Genomic DNA, 23,735 nt, shown 5'->3' on the forward strand with positions numbered 1-23,735 from the left:
TACCGCCCCGAGAGGCGGAATGCAATAAAATTGACGCACCGGACCGAACCAGCAGGGCAACCGCCCGGGAGAGCACGATGTCAGGTCAAACCCTGTACGACAAACTCTGGAACCAGCACCTGGTCAAACAGCGCGACGACGGCACTGCGCTGATCTACATCGATCGCCAGCTGCTGCACGAAGTGACCTCACCTCAGGCGTTCGAGGGCCTGCGCCTGGCCGGGCGCAAACCGTGGCGGTTGGATGCCAACCTGGCCACGCCGGATCACAACGTGCCGACCACGCTCAAGGAGCGCGCTGCCGGCAATAGCGGTATCGAGGACCCGGTCTCCTTGATCCAGGTGCAGACACTTGACGACAACTGCCTTGAGTACGGCATCGAAGAGTTCAAGATCAACGACCCGCGCCAGGGTATCGTCCACGTGGTGGGCCCGGAGCAGGGCGCCACGCTTCCCGGCATGACCGTGGTGTGCGGCGACTCCCACACCGCCACCCACGGCGCTTTCGCGGCACTGGCCCACGGCATCGGCACGTCGGAAGTCGAGCACGTGCTGGCGACCCAGTGCTTGCTGGCCCAGAAGATGAAGAACATGCAGGTGCGGGTGGAAGGCGAACTGGGTCTCGGCGTGACTGCCAAGGACGTGGTGCTGGCGATCATCGGCGAGATCGGCACCGCCGGCGGCACCGGCTACGCCATCGAGTTCGCCGGCAGCGCCATTGCCTCGCTCTCCATGGAAGGGCGCATGACGGTGTGCAACATGGCGATCGAAGCCGGCGCCCGGGTGGGCCTGATTGGCGTCGACGACACCACCATCGAGTACCTCGCCGAGCGCCCCTTCGCGCCCACCGCCGAGCAGTGGGACGCCGCGGTGGCCGACTGGCGCGCGCTGGTCTCGGACAGTGACGCGGCCTTCGACAAGGTCGTCACGCTGAAAGCCGAAGAGATCGAGCCCCAGGTGAGCTGGGGCACCAGCCCCGAGATGGTCACCGGCATTTCAGGCCAGGTGCCGGACCCGTTGGCCGCGGTGGACGAAACTGTCAAGCGCAGCCACACCCGGGCGCTGGAGTACATGGGCCTGCAGGCGAACCAGAAGATCACCGACATCAAGCTCGACAAGGTGTTCATCGGCTCCTGCACCAACTCGCGCATCGAGGATCTGCGCGAGGCCGCTAAAGTGGCCAAGGGCAACAAGGTGGCGGACTCGATCAAGCTCGCCATGGTGGTGCCGGGCTCGGGGCTCGTGAAACGCCAGGCGGAAGCCGAGGGGCTCGACAGGATCTTCATCGAGGCGGGCTTCGAGTGGCGCGAGCCGGGCTGCTCGATGTGCCTGGCGATGAACGCCGACAAGCTCGGCGCCGGCGAGCACTGCGCCTCGACGTCGAATCGCAACTTCGAAGGCCGTCAGGGCTACGGCGGGCGCACCCATCTGGTGAGCCCAGCCATGGCCGCCGCCGCGGCGATCGCCGGCCATTTCGTCGACGTGCGCACGTTGCCCGCCAACGACGCCACTCACGCCCAGGAGGCCTGATATGAACAAGTTCGAACGCCTGGAAGGTCTGGTCGCGCCGCTGGATCGCGCCAACGTCGACACCGACCTGATCATCCCCAAGCAGTTTCTGAAATCGATCAAGCGCACTGGCTTCGGGGTGAACCTGTTCGACGAGCTGCGCTACCTCGACGAAGGCCAGCCCGGCCAGGACTGCTCGAAGCGCCCGCTCAACGACGGCTTCGTGCTCAACCAGCCGCGCTACCAGGGCGCCCAGGTGTTGCTCGCCCGGCGCAACTTCGGCTGCGGCAGCTCTCGCGAGCACGCCCCTTGGGCGCTGGACGACTTCGGCTTTCGTGTGGTGATCGCGCCGAGCTTCGCCGACATCTTCTACAACAACGCCTTCAAGAACGGCATCCTGCTGATCACCTTGGCCGAAGAGCAGGTCGACCAGCTGTTCCAGGAAGTCGAAAGCAGTGAAGGCTACCGCCTGGACGTTGACCTCGAGAACCAGCGCGTCACCACCCCGGGCGGCGACGTCTTCACCTTCGAGGTAGACGCCTTTCGCAAGCACTGCCTGCTCGAGGGCCTCGACGACATTGGCATCACGCTCCAGGACGAGGATGCCATTCGTGATTTCGAGGCGAAGCACCGCCAGGCCCGCCCGTGGCTTTTCCGTCAGAGTGCCTGACGTTCACCGACGCTTTTTAAGGAATTCGCATGACCCAGAAAGTACTGCTTTTGCCCGGTGACGGCATTGGCCCGGAAATCGCCGCTCAGGCGGCCCGACTGCTCGAGGCCTGCCAGAACGCGGGGCTCGATATCGAGGTGGAAGAGGCGCTGGTCGGCGGCTCGGCGTTTGATGCGTTCGGCGAGCCGCTGCCCGCCGAGACGCTGGAAAAAGCCAAGGCCGCCGATGCCATCCTGCTTGGCGCCGTCGGCGGGCCGAAGTGGGACAAGCTCGACGATCTCTCCAAGCGTCCGGAAAAGGGGCTTCTCGGCCTGCGCAAGAACCTCGGCCTGTTCGGCAACCTGCGCCCGGCGCTCTTGTACCCGCAGCTCGCCAGCGCCTCGAGCCTGAAGCCGGAGCTGGTGGCCGGGCTCGATATCATGATCGTGCGCGAACTCACCGGCGGTATCTACTTCGGTCAGCCGCGCGGCATCGAGGAACGAAACGGCGAGCGGGTGGGCTTCAATACCTACGTCTACTCGGAGTCGGAGATCGAGCGCATCGGTCGGGTCGCCTTCGAGATGGCGCAAAAGCGCGGCGGCAAGCTTTGCTCGGTAGACAAGGCCAACGTGCTCGAGGTCACCATCCTGTGGCGCGAAGTGATGGAACGCCTGGCGCCGGAGTACCCGGACGTCGAGCTTTCCCACATGTACGTCGACAACGCCGCCATGCAGCTGGTGCGTGCGCCCAAGCAGTTCGACGTGGTGGTCACCGGCAACATGTTCGGCGACATCCTGTCGGATGCCGCCGCCATGCTTACCGGCTCCATCGGCATGCTGCCGTCGGCGTCACTCAATGAATCCGGCCAGGGCATGTACGAACCCTGCCACGGCAGCGCCCCGGACATCGCCGGCCAGAACGTGGCGAACCCCTTGGCGATGATGCTCTCGGTCGCCATGATGCTGCGCTACTCGCTCGACGAGCCGACGCTTGCCGAGCGCATCGAGGCTGCCGTGGGCGACGTGCTCGACCAGGGGCTTCGTACCGCGGACATCGCCCAGCCGGGCGAGGTCCACGCCTCTACCGTCGAGATGGGCGACGCCGTGCTTGAGGCCTTCGCCAAGCGCGGCTGAGCGCTGCGCACACCTCAGGGCCCGAACCGCCGGCCGCTGTACGCAGCGGCCGGCGTCTTTTGTTATAGTGAATGACCTACAACTCTTACACGTACCAGCGGAGGACGTTACATGTTGAAAGTCGGTTTTGTCGGATGGCGCGGCATGGTGGGCTCGGTGCTCATGGATCGCCTGCAGGAGGACGGTGAGTTCAAGGGGATCGAACCCGTGTTCTTCACCACCTCGCAGGTGGGTCAGCCGGGACCCGACATCGGCGTGGACGTACCGGCGCTGAAAGATGCCTTCGATCTCGACGCCCTCAAGGCACTGGATGTCATCGTCACCTGTCAGGGCGGCGACTACACCAAGAAGGTATACAAGGACCTGCGCCAGAGCGGCTGGAACGGCTACTGGATCGATGCGGCGAGCACCCTGCGCATGGAAGACGAGGCGACCATCGTGCTCGACCCGGTCAACCGCCACGTTATCGATGCGCAACTCGCCCGTGGTGCCAAGACCTTCGTGGGCGGCAACTGCACCGTAAGCCTGATGCTGATGGGCCTGGGCGGGCTTTTCGAGGCCAACATGGTCGAGTGGATGACCTCCATGACCTACCAGGCGGCTTCCGGCTCCGGCGCCAAGCACATGCGCGAGCTTCTCAGTCAGATGGGCGATCTGCGAGATAGTGTGGTGACGGATCTCGCCAATCCCGCCAGCGCCATTCTCGAGATCGACCGCCAGGTCACGGCCAGAATGCGCGCCGGCGATTTCCCGACCGAGAACTTTACAGCACCCTTGGCCGGCAGCCTGATCCCCTGGATCGACAGCAAACTCGAAAACGGCCAGAGCCGCGAAGAGTGGAAGGGCTTCGTCGAGACCAACAAGATCCTCGGCCTTGGCGACAACCCGGTGCCCATCGACGGCCTGTGCGTGCGCATCGGCGCGATGCGCTCGCACAGCCAGGCGTTCACCATCAAGCTCAAGCAGGATGTGCCGCTCGACGAGATCGAGGAGCGCATCGCCAAGCACAACGACTGGGTGAAGCTGATCCCCAACGACAAGGAAGCCACCATCGCCGGGCTCACCCCGACGGCGGCGACCGGCACGCTGGACATTCCGGTCGGCCGTCTGCGCAAGCTCAACATGGGCGGCGAATATCTCTCCGCCTTCAGCGTCGGCGATCAGCTCCTGTGGGGCGCGGCAGAGCCGCTCAAGCGCATGCTCAAGATCCTGCGCGAGCAGTGATCGCACGTCGCATTCGCGACAGGCGCGTCAAAGAGGGAGGCCCTAGCGGCCTCCCTTTTCGTTGACGCCGGGCGAAGAGCGCTACACTCGGCCCCCCAAAACAGAGTAGGCTATGGTAAAAAAGCATGATCCAGGGGCCTGCGAACCCAAGGCCCGGGAAACGAAGGCAAGGGGCCTCGATGAACAAGACGCTTGCCAGGGCATCCTGGCTCTCACTGACGCTACTGAGCCCCGTTGCGCTTGCCGTAGGGCTCGGGCAGACCACCGTGCTGTCGCCGCTCTCGGCGCCGCTCGACGCGCGCGTCGCCCTGCTCGATGCCGATGACGTCCCGGTCGAGGCGCTCGGGGCAAGCGTGGCCGAACCGTCCGCTTTTGGCGCGCTGGGCCTCGACTGGTCGCCGCTTTTGAGCGGCGTCGACATCACCCCCGTACGCCAGAACGGACGCACCTACCTGCAGCTCACCAGCGGCCTGCCCGTCGATACGCCCTGGCTCGACGTACTGGTCACCCTCACCACGCCCGCCGGACGCCAGACTCAGGCGATCACGCTGCTGTTCGACCCCGTCGACTACCTGCCGGCCACGCCCGCCGCCGCAAGCGTACCGCGCACGCCGCAGCCCGTTCGCCCGGCGCCGGTTGAAACAGCGCCACCGCGGCCGGCGTCAGCCACCTCCGGGGACGAGATTGCCGTCGCTCCCGGAGATACCCTCTGGAACATCGCTCTGCGCACTCGCGCGCCCGGCGTCGAGGCCCAGCAGATGATCGCGGCGCTGGTGGCGGCGAACCCCCAGACCTTTGCCAACGGCAGCATCGATGACCTGCGCGTCGGTCAGCGCCTACGCCTGCCTAGCCGCGAACAGGCGCTGAATCTGAGCCCGGAGGAGGCGGCGCGCAGCCTGCGCGCGCGCCGAGCCCCGCCGCCGGCGCCGCTGGAACGCACCGTTGCGGCCGCGCCCGGCGTATCGCAGCCGGCGCAGGAGGCGGCAGTGGCGCTCACCGAGCCATCGGTACCGGGCGGCGGGGAGAGCGCTGTCGCTAGCGAAGGCGAGCCCGAGGGCCGCGAGGGGCCCGTTTCTGCGCTGGATAGCTCGAGCATCGAACGCCTGGCCGGGCTTCTGGCGCCGCTCTCGGCGCTGTCGCCTCTGCCGCTGGCCCAGGCCGCGCCGGACGAGCGTGAGCTGGCGGCGCTGCGCGACGAGCAGGCGCGTCAGGCCGAGGAGATCGACACCCTGCGCCGGGAAATGGCCGGCCTGCGCGAGACGCTCGCCGCCGTTCAGACGCTGGCGCTCGCCGAGCCTGCGGCGCTGCCCAGCGCGACATCCGCCGAGCAGGCATCGCCCGGGTTCTGGGCCACGCTGCGCGAGCAGTGGGTATGGCTTGCCGGCCTGGCACTGGCGCTGCTGCTGGCCACCATGGTGATCACGCGCAAGCGCCGCGAGCGCCGCTGGGAGCCAGCGCCGCTGGTCGAGACGCCGAGGGCCCCCGTTGCGCCCGCCAGTGCCAAGGCGCCGCCGCCCCGCACCGAGCCTGCGGTCGGCCCAGCGTCTGCATCCACGCCGGTGAGCGAGCCGAGCGCGGCCCGCGCCGCGCCGCCCGCGCCGGTCGAGAAGCGCCCCGCACCGACGCCGCCAAAGGCGTCCGTGCCGGCAAGCGAGCAGGCGACTCGCCTGGCCTTGGAAGAGCGCACTCCGGCGTCTCGGGAGGCGCCCGCCAAGACCGCCGCCTGGTGGGACGAGGAGGCCGATACGGCAATGGCGTTGCAGGAGGATGCCCCACCGGCACCGATCGCCGAGGAGCCGGAGCAACCCCTGGCGCCCAAGCCCGCCCGCGACGCGGCCGATTACACCATCGACTACCAGCCCCCGGCACACGCCAAGACCGATGCGTCGGCGGCACCGGCGCTCGAACGCGACGAGCCGTCGTCGTCGCCTGCTGATTCGCCGGAGTGGGAGATCGAGGAGGTGGCATTTAAGCCGCGACGCCGGGATAATAACTGATCCTTTTTCCAGCAGACGTGGCGAATGACGCTTTACTACCACTTTGACGAAACGACGCCGCTGACCGGCCGGCTCGCGATGGGCGTTGAGTACGACGGCACGCGGTTTTGCGGTTTTCAGCGCCTGAAGCACGCCCCGTCGGTGCAGGGGGCACTCGAAGAGGCGCTCGCCCGAGTGGCCGGCGCCCCGGTGCATCTCTACGCCAGCGGACGCACCGACTCCGGCGTGCACGCCACCCGTCAGGTGATCCACTTCGACCCGCCGACGGCGCGCAGCGAGAAGGCCTGGATCTTCGGCGCCAACAGCAACCTGCCGCGGGACCTGGCCATTCGCTGGGTCAAACCGGTCGCCGACGACTTCCACAGTCGCCTGGGGGCGCTCGCCCGGCGCTACCGCTATATCTTCCTGAACCAGCTGAGTCGCCCGGTGATGGAGCGCCACAACGTCACCTGGTGTCGTGACCCGCTCGACGCGCCGGCGATGCACCGCGCCGCCCAGGCGCTGGTGGGCGAGCACGACTTCTCGAGCTTCCGGGCGGCGGGCTGCCAGTCCAAGTCGCCCTGGCGGCAGATGCACTTTTGCGAGGTCAATCGCTTTGGCCCGCTGGTGGTCATCGACATCCAGGGCAACGCCTTTCTGCATCACATGATTCGCAACATCGCAGGCGCCCTGGCGAGCGTTGGCCGGGGTGCTCGGAGCGAGAGCTACATCAAGGAGCTGCTTGACAAGCGTAGCCGCCGCGAGGGCGACGTGACCGCGCCGGCCTGCGGGCTGCACTTCGTCGACTCGATCTACGACGAGCGCTTTGAACTGCCGCGCGAGCCGCTGGGCCCGAACCTGCTCGCCTTCACCGGCGAGTGGAGCGGCGAGCGGGCGCTGCCGGACAACGCGCGCATCGCCGCCCGGCGCAAGCTCAGCTTCGCCGATGCCCTGGACCCTCGGCCCTAGGCACATCGCGCGGTCTTTCGTCATTCAGCCATTCCATCCAGTCATTCCATCCAGTCATTCCATCCAGTCATTCAAGGGAGCACCATGCGCACGCGCATCAAGTTTTGCGGGCTCACGCGAGCCGAGGATATCGACCACGCCGTGACCCTCGGGGTGGATGCGCTGGGGTTCGTGCTCTGGCCCCACAGCAAGCGAGCCATCACGGCGCAAGCTCTGGCAAAGCTCGCATCGAGCGTTCCGGCCTTCGTTACCCGGGTGGGGCTGTTCGTCGATCAGCCGTGCGAAGAGATCGAGCAGGCGCTGGCGCACCTGGATCTGCTGCAGTTTCACGGTGACGAGACGCCGGCGTTCTGCGCCCAGTTCGGCAAGCCCTGGATCAAGGCGCTGCGCATGCGCGAAGGAGTCGATCTCGCGGCCGCCGCAGACGCTTACGCAGATGCCCAGGCGCTGCTGCTGGATGCCTATCGCCCCGGCGTGCCCGGCGGCACCGGGGAGGTCTTCGACTGGTCGAGAATTCCCGCATCCCTGGCAAAACCTGTTATCCTCGCCGGTGGATTGAGCCCGGCTAACGCCGCCGGGGCGATCGCTGCGGTCGCCCCCTACGCGCTGGATGTCTCCGGCGGTATCGAGGCCTCGCCCGGGGTCAAATCCCGCCAAGCCATGAGCGAGTTCGCGCGCCAGGTGGCGCTCGCCGATCGCGGCGCCGAGTAGCGTCCGGCGCGAACGCTCAAGCCCACGTTCATCGACTGTTTGCCTGCTGGCGATCTTGAGAGGTGCCTTTGTGAGTGTCTCAGCAAAAGGGGAGACCCCCAACGCGAAGCCCGGCCTGAGCGATCTGACCCGGCTACCGGATGCGCGCGGACATTTCGGGCCCTACGGTGGTCGGTTCGTGTCGGAGACGTTGAGCTTCGCGCTCGAGGATCTGGAAAAGACCTACCACAGCCTGCGTGACGACCCCGATTTTCAGGCCGAGTTCGACGTCGATCTCGCCCACTACGTGGGGCGCCCGTCGCCGCTCTACCATGCCAAGCGCTGGTCCGAGTCCCTCGGCGGCGCGCAGATCTGGCTCAAGCGCGAGGATCTCAACCACACCGGTGCCCACAAGGTGAACAACACCATCGGCCAGGCGCTGCTCGCCAAGCGCAGCGGCAAGCCGCGCGTCATCGCCGAGACCGGAGCCGGCCAGCACGGCGTGGCCACCGCCACGGTCGCGGCGCGCCTCGGGCTCTCCTGCGATATCTACATGGGCGCTCAGGACGTCGAGCGCCAGAAGCTCAACGTCTACCGCATGCACCTGCTCGGCGCCCGCGTCATTCCGGTGGAATCCGGTACCCGCACGCTCAAGGACGCCATGAACGAGGCGCTCAGGGACTGGGTGACCAACGTCGACGACACCTTCTACATCATCGGCACCGTGGCCGGCCCGCACCCGTACCCGCAGCTGGTGCGCGACTTCAACGCCGTGACCGGGCGCGAGGCGCGCCGCCAGTCGCTCGAGCAAATCGGGCGGCTGCCGGATGCGCTCGTCGCCTGCGTCGGCGGCGGCTCCAACGCCATTGGGCTGTTCTATCCCTTCGTCGAGGACGAGGGTGTGGCGATGTACGGCGTCGAGGCCGGCGGCGATGGCGTCGAGACCGGCCGCCACGCGGCACCCCTGGCCTCCAATGCCCCGCGCGGCGTGCTGCACGGCAACCGCACCTACTTGATGTCCGACGAGGCGGGGCAGGTGTCGGACACCCACTCGATCTCCGCCGGGCTCGACTACCCGGGCGTGGGGCCCGAGCATGCGCTGTGGAAGGATGTCGGGCGGGTCGAGTACGTCACCGCCAATGACAAGGAGGTGCTCGAGGCGTTTCGCGAGCTGACCCGCATGGAGGGCATCATGCCGGCGCTCGAGTCCGCCCACGCCCTGGCCCATGCCAAGGTGCTGGCGCCGACCATGGGGCGTGATCAGCACATCGTGGTCAATCTCTCCGGGCGCGGCGACAAGGACATCATGACCGTTGCCGATATCGACGGCATCACGTTTTGAGGGTGAGCATGAATCGTATCGATCAGCGCTTCGACGAACTCAAGCGTCAGGGCCGCAAGGCCCTGATTCCCTACATCACCGCCGGAGATCCGGGCCCGGAGCACACCGTGGGCTTCATGCATGCCTTGGTCGAGGCCGGGGCCGACGTGATCGAGCTCGGCGTGCCGTTCTCCGACCCGATGGCCGACGGCCCGGTGATCCAGAAGGCCTGCGAGCGGGCGCTGGCTAGGGGCACGCGGCTGGTGGATCTTCTGGACATGGTGGCCGAGTTCCGCCAGAGCGATACCCGCACGCCGGTGGTGCTGATGGGCTACCTGAACCCCATCGAGCGGATCGGCTACGCCGCCTTTGCCGACCGGGCGGCGCAGGCGGGCGTCGACGGGGTACTGGTGGTGGACATGCCCCCGGAGGAGGCCGACGAGTTCGGGCCTATTCTCAAACAGCGTGATTTGGCTGCAATTTTCCTCGTTGCGCCTACCACTTCCCGGGGCCGAGCCGCTACAATATGCGCCCATGGTGAAGGGTACCTTTACTACGTGTCGCTCAAGGGCGTCACCGGTGCCGCTACCCTTAATGCCCAGGACGTCGCCGAGCACCTCGCGCCACTGCGCGAGCTGACGCGCCTTCCTCTATGCGTGGGCTTCGGCATCCGCGACGGCATCACTGCCGCTGAAGTGGCCAAGGTGGCCGATGGGGTGATCGTCGGCAGTGCGTTGGTGAACCGTATCGCCGAACACGCCGATACCCCGGAAGTGATCGCCGGCGAGCTTGCGAGCGTGCTGAGCGAGATGCGCACCGCGATGGACGCCTGAGGGCCTCCATCGCTTGGACTGAATCTTGATCGACGACACCCATAGCCTGGCATGGCCGGGCGTGACGACTACGGAAGCCTTTTTGATATGAGCTGGTTAGATAAAATCGTACCTTCCATGGGGCGTATCCAGCGTAAGGACCGTCGTGCCAGCGTGCCCGACGGTCTCTGGCGTAAATGTCCCAAGTGCGAGGCGGTGCTTTACCTGCCTGAGCTTGAGAAGCATCAAAGCGTATGCCCCAAGTGCGATCATCACCTGCGCCTGACCGCGCGCAAGCGCCTTGACTGGTTCCTCGACAAGGAAGGGCGTGAGGAGATCGCCGCAGACCTCGAGCCCGTCGACCGGCTCAAGTTCAAGGACTCCAAGAAGTACAAGGATCGCCTGAGCGCGGCCCAGAAGGAGACCGGCGAGAAGGATGCGCTGATCGCCATGCGCGGCACCCTGGATGGTCTGCCGATCGTCGCCGTCTCCTTCGAGTTCACCTTCATGGGTGGCTCGATGGGCGCCGTCGTAGGCGAGAAGTTCGTGCGCGCCGCGACCTTGGCGCTTGAAGAGGAGATTCCGCTGGTCTGCTTCGGCGCTTCCGGCGGAGCGCGCATGCAGGAGGCGCTGTTCTCCCTGATGCAGATGGCCAAGACGTCGGCGGCGCTCGAAAAGCTCAAGCAGGCCGGCATTCCCTACATCTCGGTGTTGACCGACCCGGTCTTTGGCGGCGTTTCGGCGTCGCTTGCGATGCTCGGGGATCTCAACATCGCCGAGCCCAATGCGCTGATCGGCTTCGCCGGCCCGCGCGTGATCGAGCAGACCGTGCGCGAGACTCTGCCGGAAGGCTTCCAGCGCAGCGAGTTCCTGCTCGAGCACGGCACCGTTGACATGATCGTCCATCGCCACGACATGCGTACCCGGGTCGGCGGTGTGCTGCGCAAGCTCACCCACCAGGACCCGCTCGGCGATGGCGACGAGGCCCTCGACGCCGATATCCAGGAACCGGTGGTGAACGAGGAGCAGATCGCAAGCGACGCCGAAGCGCACGCGACGTCCTCCAGCGCCACGAGCGACGAATCCAGCCGCAATGCCTAACTCCCTGGCCGATTGGCTTGCTCATCTGGAAACCCTGCACCCGGTGGGCATCGACATGGGCCTCGACCGGGTCACCGAGGTCGCCAACCGTATGGGGCTTCTCGAGCGCCCGGTAGCCAAGCACGTCATCATGGTGGCGGGCACCAACGGCAAGGGCTCCACCCTTGCCATGATGGATGCCGTCGCGCGCGCCCACGGCTGGCGCGCGGGAACCTACTCCTCGCCGCACCTGGTGCGCTACAACGAGCGCGTGACCATCAACGGCCGCCAAGCCAGCGACGCGCAGTTGATCGATGGCTTCGAGCAGGTCGAGAAGGCGCGCACCCGGGCGCCCGAGGTCAGCCTTACCTACTTCGAGGCGGGAACGCTCTGTGCGCTTTGGTGTCTTTCCCAGGAGGAACTTGACCTTGCGCTTCTCGAGGTCGGCCTGGGCGGTCGTCTGGACGCGGTCAACATCATCGAGCCGGACGTGAGCATCGTCACCACGGTGGCGCTGGATCACGCCGACTACCTCGGCACCGACCTCGAGCAGATCGGTCGCGAGAAGTCGGGCATCTTTCGCCCCCTCAAGCCGGCGGTGCTGGGCAGCACGTCGCTTCCCGTCAGCGTGCCGGACACCGCGATCGCCATGGCGTCCACGATCTACGCCCAGGGTGTCGGGTTCAAGCACAGCGCTGGCGTCAAGGCGCCGGGTGATCTCACCACGCCCTGGTGCTGGCATGGGCTCACGCCGGAGGGCGATACCGTTTCGCTCGACGCGCTGCCGGATCCGGGGCTGCCGATCGACAATGCCGCCACGGCCCTGCAGGCGCTGGCGCTGGTGGGGCTGGATTTCGATACCGCCTTGACTACCCAGGCGTTTCGCGGCCTGATCGTCGCCGGTCGTATGCAGTGGATCGGCCAGTGGTGCCTCGACGTGGGCCATAACCCCCACGCGGCGCGCTACGTGGCCAATCGACTGCCGGCCCCGCCCGAAGGCGGCCGCCAGTGGGCGTTGATCGGCATGCTCGAGGACAAGGATGCCGATGGGGTGATCGATGCGCTGCTCGACCGCGTCACCGACTGGGTATGCGTGAGCCTCGACGGCGAGCGCGGGCGCAGCGCCGCGGATCTTGGCCGGCGGATCGAGGCCAAGGGCGGTACGGTGCGTGCACTGGCCGATTCGCCCGAGGCCGGCGTGCATGCCATCGAGGCCGAGCTTGGCGAACGCGATCGCGTGCTGGCAATGGGCTCGTTCAAGACCGTGGCTGCACTGCTCGAGCTCACGCTGCCCCAGGCGTGAATCGGCGGTGTTTGAGCGTCAGGCGGGCCTGACGCCTTCAAGGAGAGCGATATGAAATACGGTAAGACGGAGCGCATCAGCGGTATCGTGATCCTGCTTGCGCTGCTGGCCATCTTCGTGCCGTGGTTGATGAGTGACCCGGCTCCCCGCGAAGAGCGCCCGCAGCCCACGTTCGTCATCGAGCAGCCCGGCAGCGTCACCCGCCAGGAAGTGCCCGTACCGCAACGTCCGGCCAGCATCGAGGAGGACGCGCCGGAGCCGTCTCGCGACACGGCCGTCGCCAGCGGCATCGAAGCCCTGCCGGTCTCGCCGGATACCGATCGCGTTGAAGCGTCTTCGCCCAACTCAAGCGAAGCCCCCGCCACGCCCGACCCGATCGCCGATCTGGTCGCCTCCAACGAGGTTACCTCGAATACCGCCAGTTCCTCGGGAAGCGATCAGAGCGAGGCGTCCTCGACCCGTGCTCCGGCCACCGCCGAGCAGGGCGAGTGGGCCGTACAGGTGGGTAGCTTCGGTGACGTGGCCAATGCCCAGCGACTGAGCGAGCAGCTCGCAAGCCAGGGTTTCACTGCCTTTCGCCGCGCCCGGGACAATAACCTGACATCGGTCTATGTCGGCCCCTACGCCACCTCGGAAGAGGGTGAATCCGCCATGGCGCTGATCAAGCAGCGTGCTAACGTTCAGGGGCTCCTGGTGCGGGTGCGGGATTGACGATGGCGCTTACCTGGATCGATGCACTCTTTCTGGCGGTGCTGGCGCTGTCAATGCTGGCGGGGTTTCTGCGCGGCTTCGTGCGCGAAGCACTGGGCCTGGCCGCCTGGGTGATCGCGCTGATGGTGGCGAGGGTGCTGGCCGCCCCGGTCGCGGAGCTCATGAGCGGGCTGATCGACAGCTACGATGCGCGCCTGGTACTGGCCTTCGCGCTGGTCATCTTCGCAGTGATCCTTCTGTGCGGCATCGTCATTCGCCTGGTGCACGCCGCGATCGTCTGGGTCGGCATGGGGCTCTTGAACCGTTTTGCCGGGGCTGCCTTCGGCGCGGCGCGCGGCGTGGTCGTGCTGCTGGTCGCGACGGTGCTGATCACCCTGACGCCGCTGTCCGATCTCGAGGCCTGGCAGCAGGCGAGCCTGCGTCCCACCTTTATCGAACTAAGAGACTGGGCGGTCAGCCAGCTTAACCAATGGGAGCGCGAGCTGCCCCGGGCGCCCGAGTCGCTGCGCGACATTAGTTTGCCCGAGCTTCGTTTGAGCGTGCCAGGCGCATCCAACGGCTCACCGGCCCCCGCGCCGTAATTACCGGTCCCGCCCCCTGCGTGGGGCCGGCTACATCATGATCGAACATCCGCGCTCGCTGTCCCGGGCGTGGTGCAAAGCGAGGTAACACGCATGTGCGGTATCGTCGGCCTTCTGGCCAAGCAAGCGGTGAACCAGGGTATCTACGACGCCCTGACCGTTCTTCAGCACCGGGGGCAGGATGCCGCGGGCATGATGACTTGGAGCGAGGGACGCTTTCTGCTGCGCAAGAGTAACGGGCTGGTACGGGATGTGTTCCATACCCGCCACATGGCGCGCCTGAAGGGGCGCCTGGGCATCGGCCACGTGCGCTACCCTACCGCCGGCTCATCGAGCGAAGCCGAGTCGCAGCCGTTCTATGTCAACTCGCCCTACGGCATCGCGCTTGCCCACAACGGCAACCTGACCAACTCCGAGCAGCTGAAGCAGGAGCTCTTCTCCACCGACCTTCGCCACATCAATACCAGCTCCGATTCCGAAGTGCTGCTCAACGTGTTCGCCCACGAGCTGGGCAAGCAGGGGCTGCACCTCGAGCCCGGCGACATCTTCGATGCCGTGCGGCGGGTCCATCGGCGCTGCAAGGGCGGCTACGCGGCGGTGGCGATCATCAACGGCTTCGGCATGGTGGCGTTTCGCGACCCTCACGGCATTCGCCCGGTGGTGTTCGGCACCCGCCAGGAAGGTGACAGCCAGGAGGTGATGATCGCCTCCGAATCCGTCGCGCTCGACGTTGGCGGCTTCGAACTCGTGCGTGATCTGGGCCCGGGCGAGGCGATCTTCGTCGACATGGAAGGGCGTATCACCACTCAAGTGTGCGCCGACAAGCCCACGTTGCACTCGTGCATCTTCGAGCACGTCTACCTGGCGCGGCCTGACTCGCTGCTCGACGGCGCCTATGTCTACGGTACGCGCATGCAGATGGGCAGAAAGCTCGGTGATCGAATCTTGAGCGAATGGCCGGATCACGACATCGATGTGGTCATCCCGATTCCCGATACCTCGCGCACCTCGGCGCTGGAGATGGCTCAGCACCTGGGCGTGACCTACCGCGAAGGGTTCATGAAGAATCGCTACATCGGGCGTACCTTCATCATGCCGGGTCAGACCCAGCGCAAGAAGTCGGTGCGTCAGAAGCTCAACGCCATCGACGTCGAGTTTCGTGGCAAGAACGTGTTGCTGGTGGACGACTCCATCGTGCGCGGCACCACCTGCAAGCAGATCATCCAGATGGCTCGCGACGCTGGCGCCCAGAACGTCTACTTCGCCTCCGCCGCGCCGCCGGTGCGCTACCCCAACGTTTACGGCATTGACATGCCGGTAGCATCCGAGCTGATCGCCCACGGGCGCACCGAGGCCGAGGTCGGTGAGATGATCGGTGCCGACCGCATTTTCTATCAGGATCTCGAGGACCTGAAGGCGGCCTGTCGCGAGGTGAATCCGGACATGAAGGAGTTCGACTGTTCGGTGTTCGACGGTAACTACGTCACCGGCGACATCGACGACGCCTACCTTGCAGTGCTCGAAGCTAGCCGTAACGACGCAGCGAAGGACAAGAGCGCGGGTGATCACGCGCTGGTGGACATGCACAACCAGGACGACGACCTGGACGACTAACACCCACGCGATTTTCCGGGAAGGATGACCATGCACGACGATTTTGAGGTCGCGAACTACTCGCTCGAGACGCTGGCCATTCGCGCCGGCCACGAGCGCACCTTCGAGCAGGAGCACGCCGAGCCGATCTTTCCTACCTCGAGCTTCGTCTACGAGAGCGCCGCTGAAGCGGCGCGCAAGTTCGGCGGCAAGGAGCCCGGCAACGTCTACTCGCGCTTCACCAACCCGACGGTGCATACCTTCGAGCGCCGCCTGGCGGCGCTCGAAGGCGGCGAACGCTGCGTGGCGACCAGCTCCGGCATGGCGGCGATCCTCTCCACGGCGCTGGCGCTGCTCTCTCAGGGTGACGAGATCGTCGCCTCCCGCTCGCTGTTCGGCTCGACGGTGAGCCTGTTCGACAAGTACCTGGGCAAGTTCGGCATCGTCACCCGCTACGTGGAGCTTTCCGACCTGGACGCCTGGGAGCAAGCGATCACCCCGGCGACTAGACTGCTGTTCGCCGAAACACCCTCCAACCCGCTTTCCGAGGTGGCCGACATCGCGGCACTTTCGGCGCTTGCCAAGAAGAGCGGGGCGCTGCTGGCGATCGACAACTGCTTTCTCACCCCGGCGCTTCAGCGACCGCTGGAGCTTGGGGCGGATCTGGTCATCCACTCCGCCACCAAGTACCTCGACGGCCAGGGGCGCGCCATTGGCGGCGCGGTGGTGGGGCGATCGACGCTTCTCGAGGAGGTCTTCGGCGTGGTGCGCACCTGCGGGCCGTGCCTGAGCCCCTTCAACGCCTGGATCTTTACCAAGGGGCTCGAGACGCTGTCGCTGCGCATGAAGGCCCATAGCGAGAACGCTCAGGCGCTCGCCGAGTGGTTGGCGGCGCACCCGGCGGTGGTCAAGGTGCACTACAGCGGCCTGCCCAGCCACCCGCAGCACGCGCTGGCCAAGGCCCAGCAGCGCGGCTTCGGGGCAGTGCTGGGCGTCGAAGTCACGGGCGGCCAAGAGGGCGCCTGGCAGGTGATCGACGCCACGCGGCTCTTATCGATCACCGGTAACCTGGGCGATGTCAAGACGACCATCACTCACCCGGCGACCACGACTCACGGCCGGCTGAGTGACGCCCAGCGCGAGGCTGCGGGCATCGCCCCCGGGCTGATCCGCATCGCGGTGGGGCTCGAGAGTCAGGAAGACATTCGTGCCGATCTCGCCCGGGGCCTGGATGCACTGGCCACCTGACGCGACATCCAATGCTGGTCTTGAAAACCCCACGTTGGTGGGGTTTTTCGCTTCACCGTGATGGTTTGCCAAGTCTCGTCTAGATGGATGGTAACGTTTAGCCGGTTAATCAATGGTTTTTACGAATGAAATGTCCTGCTTTTTTCAGCAGTAGTTCGAGCGGCGAATCGCTATGCTCTATCGCTCGAAGTCGTTGAAACATTGATCAAAAAAATGCGGCAGGCGATGCATGCCGATCATGTAGGAAAGGCTGGATCAGGGGATGGGCATGTGGCGTAACACGCGAAATGGTTGGGGAGTGGTGAGTATCTCGTTTCACTGGCTGAGTGCACTCGCCGTGATCGGCCTTTTCCTACTAGGCTGGTGGATGACCGGCTTGGGTTATTACCACTCATGGTACAACCAGGCGCCATGGATCCATCGCTCGATCGGCATTCTGTTGCTACTGGTGACGGTGGGGCGAATGGCATGGCGCTTGTTGAACGCGACACCCGCGGCCGAAGGGAGTCGCTTCGAGCGCATCGCCGCCCACTTGGGCCATATCGGTATTTACGTGCTGCTGCTGCTGGTCATGCTCAGCGGCTATATGATTTCTACTGCCAACGGGCGCGGGGTCAGCGTGTTCGGCTGGTTCGAGATGCCGGCCTTGCTCCACGGCTTGCCCAACCAGGCAAGCATTGCCGGCGACATCCACTGGTACAGCGCGGTGCTTTTGCTTATCGTCGCCGCGGGCCACGCTTTAGCGGCCATCAAGCATCATTTTCACGATCGCCACCGCACCTTGGTGCGGATGGTGAACCCGGCGCACAGCCGCCGCCCCGGCTGAACGATTTCCCAACGAGGGGCGCCCTGGCGCCTCGACCCCCAGCAAGGAAAGAGAGGAGTTGTCCCATGTTGAAGAAAAGTCTGCTTGCAAGCGCTGTTGCCGCCGCTGCCCTGATTCCGTTGAGCCAGGCTCAGGCTGCCGACTACGTGATCGATACCGAAGGCCAGCACGCCTTCGTCCAGTTCAAGATCAGCCACCTCGGCATGTCCTACATCCTGGGCAGCTTCGAGGAGTTCAGCGGCGATTTCACCTTCGATGAAGACGACCTGGACGCCTCGAGCGTCAACGTCGAGGTGCAGATCGATAGCCTCAACTCCAACCACGCCGAGCGCGATCGCCACATCCTGAGCGGCGACTTCCTGAATGCCAGCGAGTACCCGACCGCCACCTTTACCTCCACCGGTTTCGAGTCCACCGGCGACGACGAAGGCACCCTCACCGGTGAGCTGACCCTGCACGGCGAGACCCAGGAAATCGAGATGCCGGTCACGCTGATCGGCCAGGGCGAAGACCCCTGGGGCAACTACCGCGCCGGCTTCGAGGGCAGCACCACTCTCGTGCTCGACGACTACGGTATCGACATGAGCGACTTCCCGGAAGCCATGCACGAGCTCGAGCTCTACGTGACCTTCGAAGGTATCCGCCAGTAACAGCGGTGTGTTAAAAACGCCACCACTCCGATCGGGGTGGTGGCGTTTTTGCGTTGTGACGCATCGAATTTTCAACGAGGAGAGACGCGTTGGCCGTTTTCAGGCACTCCCTGGCGATTACCCTGTGGCGCCAGACCTGGCCCATGGCGATCGGCGTTCTGGCCCTGCTGGGGTTTCAACTGGTGGACAGCGCCTTCATCGCCAGGCTCGGTACCGCGCCCCTGGCTGCCCAGTCGTTCACCTTTCCACTGTCGTTTCTGATCATCGGCGTCCAAGTGGGCATGGGCATCGCTATCGCCGCGCTGATATCGCGCGCGCTGGGCGCCGGAGAAATCGCGCGTGCCAGGCGCCTGGGGACCCTGGTACTGCTCTTCGGCGGCGGCGTCATCGGTGTGCTGGCGCTGCTCTTGTGGGTCGTGCAGGTGCCGGTCTTCACGCTCCTGGGGGCCGATGAAGGCGCGCTTGACTATATCCGCCGCTACTGGGGACCTCAGCTCTTCTCCTCCTGGCTCGGGGCGCTGCTCTACTTCGTCTATAGCCTGTTTCGCGCCCACGGCGACACGCGCCTGCCGGGCAAGATGATGGTGCTCAGCAGCTTCGTCAATCTGGCGCTCGATCCGCTGTTGATCTTCGGGGTCGGCGACTGGCCGGGGCTTGGGCTCCCGGGTGCGGCCTGGGCGACTGCCATCGCTTTTGGCGTAGGGCTGTGGGTAGTCGGACGCAAGCTCGTTGGCAAGCGATGGCTGGCCCGCGAGGGCGTACTCGACGAAGCGCACGCCTCGGCGCGCGGGTTTCTCGGCATCGCGGGGCCGGCGATGATCGGCCAGCTGATGCCGCCGCTGGCGGCGATGCTGGCGATCTCCGCGGTGGCCGGGCTTGGCGACGTTCAGGTGGCCGCCTGGGGACTCGCCAACCGGCTGGAGACGGTGTCGCTGATGGTGATCCTGGCGATGACCATGTCGCTGCCGCCCTGGCTCGGGCGCTGCTTCGGTGCCGGCGACTGGACACAGATCCACGCGCTCATGAGCCTGGCGCTCAAGGTGGCGGTGTGCTGGCAACTGGCGCTGGGCGTGTTGCTGGCGCTGGGGGCCCCGTTCGTGGCTGATGTGTTGGCGGGCAGCCCGGATGTACGGGAGGCGCTGACGCTGTTGATTCGCTTCCTGCTGCCCAGCTACGCAGCGCTCGGGGTGTGCATGCTGGTGGTATCCGCCGGCAACGCACTGGGCTGGCCGCTGCGCGCCATGCTGCTGTCAAGCGCCCGGCTGTTCGCGTTCTACCTGCCTTGCCTGTGGATCGGGGCCGCGCTTTACGGCTGGACGGGACTCGCCGCCGGAGCAGCGGCGGGTAACGTGTTGGCGGGGCTCGCCGCCTGGTACCTGCTGCGGCGAATCCTTTCGCGCCCGCAGCGGCGGGCACGAGCGCCGGGCTAGCGCAGCGGCGTCTTCTGCAACGAGAAGTAGGCGAACAGCAGCGCCATGGCGAGATAACCCATGACGAACTGCGGTGCGGCGTTCAGGGCGAGCGCCGGAGCATGCATCAAGCCGACGAAGGAGAGTCCGGCGGCGATCAGCGCGAAGACCGCCGCCTTGCGGAACTGGTGATCGATCGCCGAAACCGTCATCGCCCCGAGCAGGATCGCCATGAACATCGCTCCCTGGCCCACACCGACGATGGCCGGCGAGATACCGCTGACGACCTCTTCGGCGCCGCGGTTGAAGCGCGTCATCACGTAGTTGGCGAAGTAGGGCAGCATGGCCAGCGCCACCGCCGGGTAGTAACGGGTATCGTTGGCCTGAAAGGCCGTGGCGATCATCGAGATGCCCACGAACACCAGGATCGGGGCGACCACCGAGACGGGAATGATCGCGGCGAGCGCGGCGATCAGCCCGAGCATCGTCGCCAGGCCATAGACCGCCCCGTTGAGCAGGCTATAGCCGCGCCCGGCGCCCATCCACTTGGCACCGACGGTGGCGATGTAGACCGTGGTCGGAAACACGCCGCCGAACAGCGCGCCGATCATGGTGCCGGCGCCGTCCACCGCCTGGCACTCGCGCACGTCGTACTTGTCGCCCGCGGCTTCCATTGCCTCGACATTGTTCATCGTCTCGATGGCGTTGTAGAGCGTGATCGGCAGCACCACGGTGAGGATGGCGAGCATGCCGGTCAGCAGGAAGACCAGGCCTTCCCACCAGGCGGCGTTGGGCAGCAACGGGTAGAAGCCCAGATGGGTGAAAGCGTCGCTGAAACGCTCGCCGCCGGCATCGTCGATCAGGTAGGCAAGCGCCGTGCCGATCACGATGGCGAACAGCGAGGTGGGCAGCCTGAACGGCATGGCCACGCGCGCCACCAGACCCACGATAGTGATGGCCAGCACCACCAGGCCGATGACCGGCATTTCCAGCGTCTTGAACAGCATCTCGCCGGCGATGAAGGTGAGCGCTACCCCGGCGACCGCGCCTAGCATTGCCGCTCGCGGAAGGTGGTGCTGAACGAAGCGACCCACCAGGCTGACCAGCACCTCGATGGCGCCGCTGATGAAGCAGGCGGCGACGGCCACCTTCCAGGCGAGCTCGGCGTCGCCGGTGAGCTGCTTGGCGGGCAGCAGCACGCCGAACAGGAAGACGAACATCACCGGCGTCGAGATGCCGTAGGAGAGCGCAGTGACGTCGGTGCGCTGTTCGCGTCGCGCCAGGCGCGCTGCGCTCCAGGCGTAGTAGAAATTGCCCACCATCACGGCCACTGCCGCGCCGGGCAGTACCTGGCCGTAGACGATCTCGGCAGGAAAGCCGAGGCTCAGCATTGTGATCGCGATGATCACGAAGTTGGCGATGTTGTTCTGAAAGAGGGCGAAGAAAGCGTCGGTGTCTTCCTTCTTGTACCAAGGGTAGCGTATGCCGTGGGCCGCCATGAAATGCCTCTAGGATAAAAAGCCGCCGTGTCGTTGGCGACTTGACTAATCGGTCAGTTTTTTCGGATTCAAAACGAAAGCGCCCGGGCACAAGGCCCGGGCGCTTCGAGGGAGTGGTACGTTACTCGTTGACGGCGGCGATCGCCTTGGCGAGATAGGGCAGGTTCTCCTTGGAGAAGCCGGCCACGTTGGCGCGTCCCGAGCGCACCATGTAGATGCCGAACTCGTCGCGCAGGCGATCCACCTGCTCCGGTGTCAGGCCAGTGTAGGAGAACATGCCGCGCTGCTCGGCGACGCAGGCGTACTTGTCCGCCAGGCCGTACGGCGCGAGCGCCTCGACGAACTCGCGGCGCAGTGTGTTGATGCGATCGCGCATCTCGGTCAGCTCCTCGCGCCACATCGCCGTGAGTTCGGTATCACTCAGGATGGTGCTGACGATGGCACCGCCATGGGCCGGCGGGTTGGAGTAGTTCTCGCGGGCGACGATGGCGACCTGGGAGCGGACGTTCTCCATCTGCTCCTCGTCCTTCGCTACCAGGATCAGGCAGCCCGTACGTTCGCAGTAGATACCGAAGTTCTTCGAGCAGGAGCTAGTGATGATGACCTCGTCGAGGTTCTCGGCCAGCAGACGTACGCCGAAGGCATCCTCTTCGAGCCCTTCGCCGAAGCCCTGGTAGGCGAAATCCACCAGCGGCAGCAGCTTGCGCTGCTTGAGGATGTCGAGCACTTCGCGCCACTGCTCCTGGGAGAGATCAAAGCCGGTAGGATTATGGCAGCAGGCGTGCAGCACCACCACATCGCCTTCCGGGATCTGCTTGAGCGCGTTGACCATGCCGTCGAAGTCCAGGCGATTGTCCGCGTCGACGTAGGGATACTTGTGCAGCTCAATGCCGGCCGAGGTGAAGATGCCGTGATGGTTCGGCCAAGTGGGGTCGCTCACCCAGATGCCCTTGCCAGGCATCTGGCTTGCGATGAAGTCCGCCGCCAGGCGCAGCGCGCCGGTGCCGCCCGGAGACTGGGTGGCGCTGGCGCGCTTGGCGGCCAGTACCGGTGAGCCTTCGCCGAGCACGATCGGCAGCACGACCTCGCCGTAGGCGGGGGCACCGTGGGAGCCGATGTAGGTCTTGGTGGTCTCGTTCTCGAGCAGGCGGAACTCTGCTTCCTTGACGGCGCGCATGACCGGCGTATTGCCCTGGGCATCGCGGTATACGCCAACGCCCAGATCCACTTTCTGGGGATTGGTGTCCTTCTTGAAAGCTTCGATCAGTCCTAGAATGGCGTCTCCCGGGACCCGCTCAATATGCTCGAACATGTAGACCACTACCTCGTTAGGCGATGACTGGAAAGGATGTGCAGCGCTTAATGATGCCACCGTGGTAGAAGAACTGCCACACCGCGCGGGTGCGAATAGGCCACAAATTCAAGCAGTGGCCTCAAGCGGGTTCAGGCAATGGGGTAGACGCAGTCACGACCGGTATCCTTGGCCCGGTAGAGCGCCTGATCGGCGCGTTTGAGCAGGGTGGTCAACGCCTCGTCCGGGCGATATTCGGCAACGCCGATGCTGACCGTGACCTCGCCAACGCCGGTACCCAGGTCAAGCCGTGCGATGGCATCGCGAACGCGGTCGGCGATGCAGCGACAGTGGCTCAGGGGGGTGCGCGGCGCCACTACCACGAACTCTTCACCGCCCAGGCGCGCCATCAGATCGCTTGCACGCAGAAGTTGCTGCGTCTGTTGCGCCAACGAGCGCAGGATCTCGTCGCCCCGAGCGTGGCCGTGGCGATCGTTGAAGCGCTTGAAGAAGTCCACGTCGATCATCATCACCGACAAGGGCGTCGCCTCCTCGCGGCTTTGCTGGGCACGACGCTTGAGCTCCATCATCAAACGGCGCCGGTTGGCGAGTCCGGTGAGAAGGTCGGTATGGCAGCGCTTCTCGAGACGCTGCTCGTGAGCGACCTGGCCTGTGACGTCCATCATCAGCCCGTTCCATGTCACGCCGTCCACGTTTCGCTCGGGGAGGGCGCTCACGCCGACCCAGCACAGTCGATGCTGGGGGTGGACGATGCGAAAGCGGGTCGACAGCGGCACCAGCCAGCGCGCCGAGCGCTCGATCGCGGTTTCGATGGCAGGCCAATGCTCGCCGGCCAGCGTCTGGATGACCGGCGCGGCATCCTCCCCCAGGCGCACCCGATCCAGGCGCTCGAGAATACTGCCACCCCCTTCGAGGTAGCGAAACTGTAGTCGCCCGTTGCGGTCGCGATGAAGCTGGAAGATGACGCCTGGCAGATGCGCTAGCAGGCGCTCTGCGCTGAGAAGAGCGGTGGAAGGTGTGTCGTGCACGAGCATGCGTGATCCCTTCGCAATACGTGGTGGTCGGCAATCGATAAGAGAGGATAGCGTCAAACCCGGCGCAGCGATGTAAGCCTTCTGCCATGATTGACGAAAGAAGTTATATCTTTTTGGAATATAAAATGACGGTTAAGCGGCAGGATGGCAGGGTACGACGCGGGTTTTTCGTGAATTACTGGCGGGTAGCGTCCGAGTTAACTACGT

21 protein-coding genes are annotated in these 23,735 nt (G+C 65.5%); 18 read left to right on the top strand and 3 right to left on the bottom strand.

Annotation, left to right across the window (positions count from 1 at the left end):
* Nucleotides 1-77 precede the first annotated feature (77 nt).
* From leuC to GEV37_RS14635, 18 genes are all read left to right on the top strand, one after another.
* On the top strand, nt 78-1,529 hold the full coding sequence (gene leuC, locus GEV37_RS14550) for a 3-isopropylmalate dehydratase large subunit (protein WP_227390994.1): 1,452 nt from the start codon (nt 78-80) through the stop codon (nt 1,527-1,529).
* Nucleotide 1,530: 1 nt separating this feature from the next.
* A complete protein-coding gene (gene leuD, locus GEV37_RS14555; protein ID WP_227390995.1) occupies nt 1,531-2,178 on the top strand; it encodes a 3-isopropylmalate dehydratase small subunit in 648 nt (215 codons plus the stop codon).
* 29 nt (nt 2,179-2,207) lie between these two features.
* Nucleotides 2,208-3,290: a 3-isopropylmalate dehydrogenase gene (gene leuB, locus GEV37_RS14560; RefSeq protein ID WP_227390996.1), complete on the top strand. Its 1,083-nt coding sequence runs from the start codon at nt 2,208-2,210 to the stop codon at nt 3,288-3,290.
* A gap of 111 nt (nt 3,291-3,401) precedes the next feature.
* On the top strand, nt 3,402-4,514 hold the full coding sequence (gene asd, locus GEV37_RS14565) for an aspartate-semialdehyde dehydrogenase (protein ID WP_227390997.1): 1,113 nt from the start codon (nt 3,402-3,404) through the stop codon (nt 4,512-4,514).
* Nucleotides 4,515-4,693: 179 nt separating this feature from the next.
* Nucleotides 4,694-6,511 (top strand): FimV/HubP family polar landmark protein, encoded by a 1,818-nt coding sequence (locus tag GEV37_RS14570; RefSeq protein WP_227390998.1) that lies wholly within the window; start codon nt 4,694-4,696, stop codon nt 6,509-6,511.
* Between the two features lie 24 nt (nt 6,512-6,535).
* Nucleotides 6,536-7,459, top strand: a complete 924-nt coding sequence (gene truA / locus GEV37_RS14575; protein WP_227390999.1) for a tRNA pseudouridine(38-40) synthase TruA — start codon at nt 6,536-6,538, stop codon at nt 7,457-7,459.
* A 69-nt stretch (nt 7,460-7,528) separates the two neighbouring features.
* Complete coding sequence (locus GEV37_RS14580; protein ID WP_338035135.1) at nt 7,529-8,170, top strand: phosphoribosylanthranilate isomerase; 642 nt, start codon at nt 7,529-7,531, stop codon at nt 8,168-8,170.
* Nucleotides 8,171-8,240: 70 nt separating this feature from the next.
* The gene (gene trpB / locus GEV37_RS14585; RefSeq protein ID WP_227391001.1) at nt 8,241-9,491 is read left to right on the top strand and encodes a tryptophan synthase subunit beta; all 1,251 of its coding nucleotides are present in this window, start codon (nt 8,241-8,243) and stop codon (nt 9,489-9,491) included.
* Nucleotides 9,492-9,499: 8 nt separating this feature from the next.
* Entirely contained in the window at nt 9,500-10,303 is an 804-nt protein-coding gene (gene trpA, locus GEV37_RS14590) for a tryptophan synthase subunit alpha (protein WP_227391002.1), read from the top strand.
* A gap of 87 nt (nt 10,304-10,390) precedes the next feature.
* A complete protein-coding gene (accD, locus tag GEV37_RS14595; RefSeq protein WP_227391003.1) occupies nt 10,391-11,383 on the top strand; it encodes an acetyl-CoA carboxylase, carboxyltransferase subunit beta in 993 nt (330 codons plus the stop codon).
* Nucleotides 11,376-12,665: a bifunctional tetrahydrofolate synthase/dihydrofolate synthase gene (gene folC / locus GEV37_RS14600; protein WP_227391004.1), complete on the top strand. Its 1,290-nt coding sequence runs from the start codon at nt 11,376-11,378 to the stop codon at nt 12,663-12,665. Before accD ends, folC begins: the two co-directional genes overlap by 8 nt.
* A 51-nt stretch (nt 12,666-12,716) precedes the next feature.
* Nucleotides 12,717-13,376 (top strand): SPOR domain-containing protein, encoded by a 660-nt coding sequence (locus GEV37_RS14605; RefSeq protein ID WP_227391005.1) that lies wholly within the window; start codon nt 12,717-12,719, stop codon nt 13,374-13,376.
* A 2-nt stretch (nt 13,377-13,378) separates the two neighbouring features.
* Nucleotides 13,379-13,957, top strand: coding sequence for a CvpA family protein (locus GEV37_RS14610; RefSeq protein WP_227391006.1), 579 nt, complete (start codon nt 13,379-13,381; stop codon nt 13,955-13,957).
* 93 nt (nt 13,958-14,050) lie between these two features.
* Nucleotides 14,051-15,571, top strand: a complete 1,521-nt coding sequence (purF, locus tag GEV37_RS14615) for an amidophosphoribosyltransferase (protein ID WP_227391007.1) — start codon at nt 14,051-14,053, stop codon at nt 15,569-15,571.
* A 30-nt stretch (nt 15,572-15,601) separates the two neighbouring features.
* Nucleotides 15,602-16,798, top strand: coding sequence for an O-succinylhomoserine sulfhydrylase (locus GEV37_RS14620; RefSeq protein WP_227391008.1), 1,197 nt, complete (start codon nt 15,602-15,604; stop codon nt 16,796-16,798).
* A 268-nt stretch (nt 16,799-17,066) separates the two neighbouring features.
* Nucleotides 17,067-17,624, top strand: a complete 558-nt coding sequence (locus GEV37_RS14625; protein WP_227391009.1) for a cytochrome b — start codon at nt 17,067-17,069, stop codon at nt 17,622-17,624.
* Between the two features lie 65 nt (nt 17,625-17,689).
* Nucleotides 17,690-18,274, top strand: coding sequence for a YceI family protein (locus GEV37_RS14630; RefSeq protein WP_227391010.1), 585 nt, complete (start codon nt 17,690-17,692; stop codon nt 18,272-18,274).
* A 143-nt stretch (nt 18,275-18,417) separates the two neighbouring features.
* Nucleotides 18,418-19,704 (top strand): MATE family efflux transporter, encoded by a 1,287-nt coding sequence (locus tag GEV37_RS14635; RefSeq protein WP_227391074.1) that lies wholly within the window; start codon nt 18,418-18,420, stop codon nt 19,702-19,704.
* On the opposite strand, the gene GEV37_RS14640 is transcribed toward GEV37_RS14635, so the two are convergent.
* The 3 genes from GEV37_RS14640 to GEV37_RS14650 form a co-directional block, all read right to left on the bottom strand.
* Nucleotides 19,701-21,182 (bottom strand): SulP family inorganic anion transporter, encoded by a 1,482-nt coding sequence (locus tag GEV37_RS14640; RefSeq protein WP_227391011.1) that lies wholly within the window; start codon nt 21,180-21,182, stop codon nt 19,701-19,703. The two genes, GEV37_RS14635 and GEV37_RS14640, sit on opposite strands and share 4 nt — an antisense overlap.
* 121 nt (nt 21,183-21,303) lie before the next feature.
* Nucleotides 21,304-22,494, bottom strand: a complete 1,191-nt coding sequence (locus tag GEV37_RS14645) for an amino acid aminotransferase (RefSeq protein WP_227391012.1) — start codon at nt 22,492-22,494, stop codon at nt 21,304-21,306.
* A gap of 131 nt (nt 22,495-22,625) precedes the next feature.
* Nucleotides 22,626-23,528, bottom strand: coding sequence for a GGDEF domain-containing protein (locus tag GEV37_RS14650; protein ID WP_227391013.1), 903 nt, complete (start codon nt 23,526-23,528; stop codon nt 22,626-22,628).
* Nucleotides 23,529-23,735 lie beyond the last annotated feature (207 nt).

The organism is Vreelandella malpeensis (genome assembly GCF_020622355.1).
GTDB classification, from domain to species: Bacteria; Pseudomonadota; Gammaproteobacteria; order Pseudomonadales; family Halomonadaceae; genus Vreelandella; species Vreelandella malpeensis.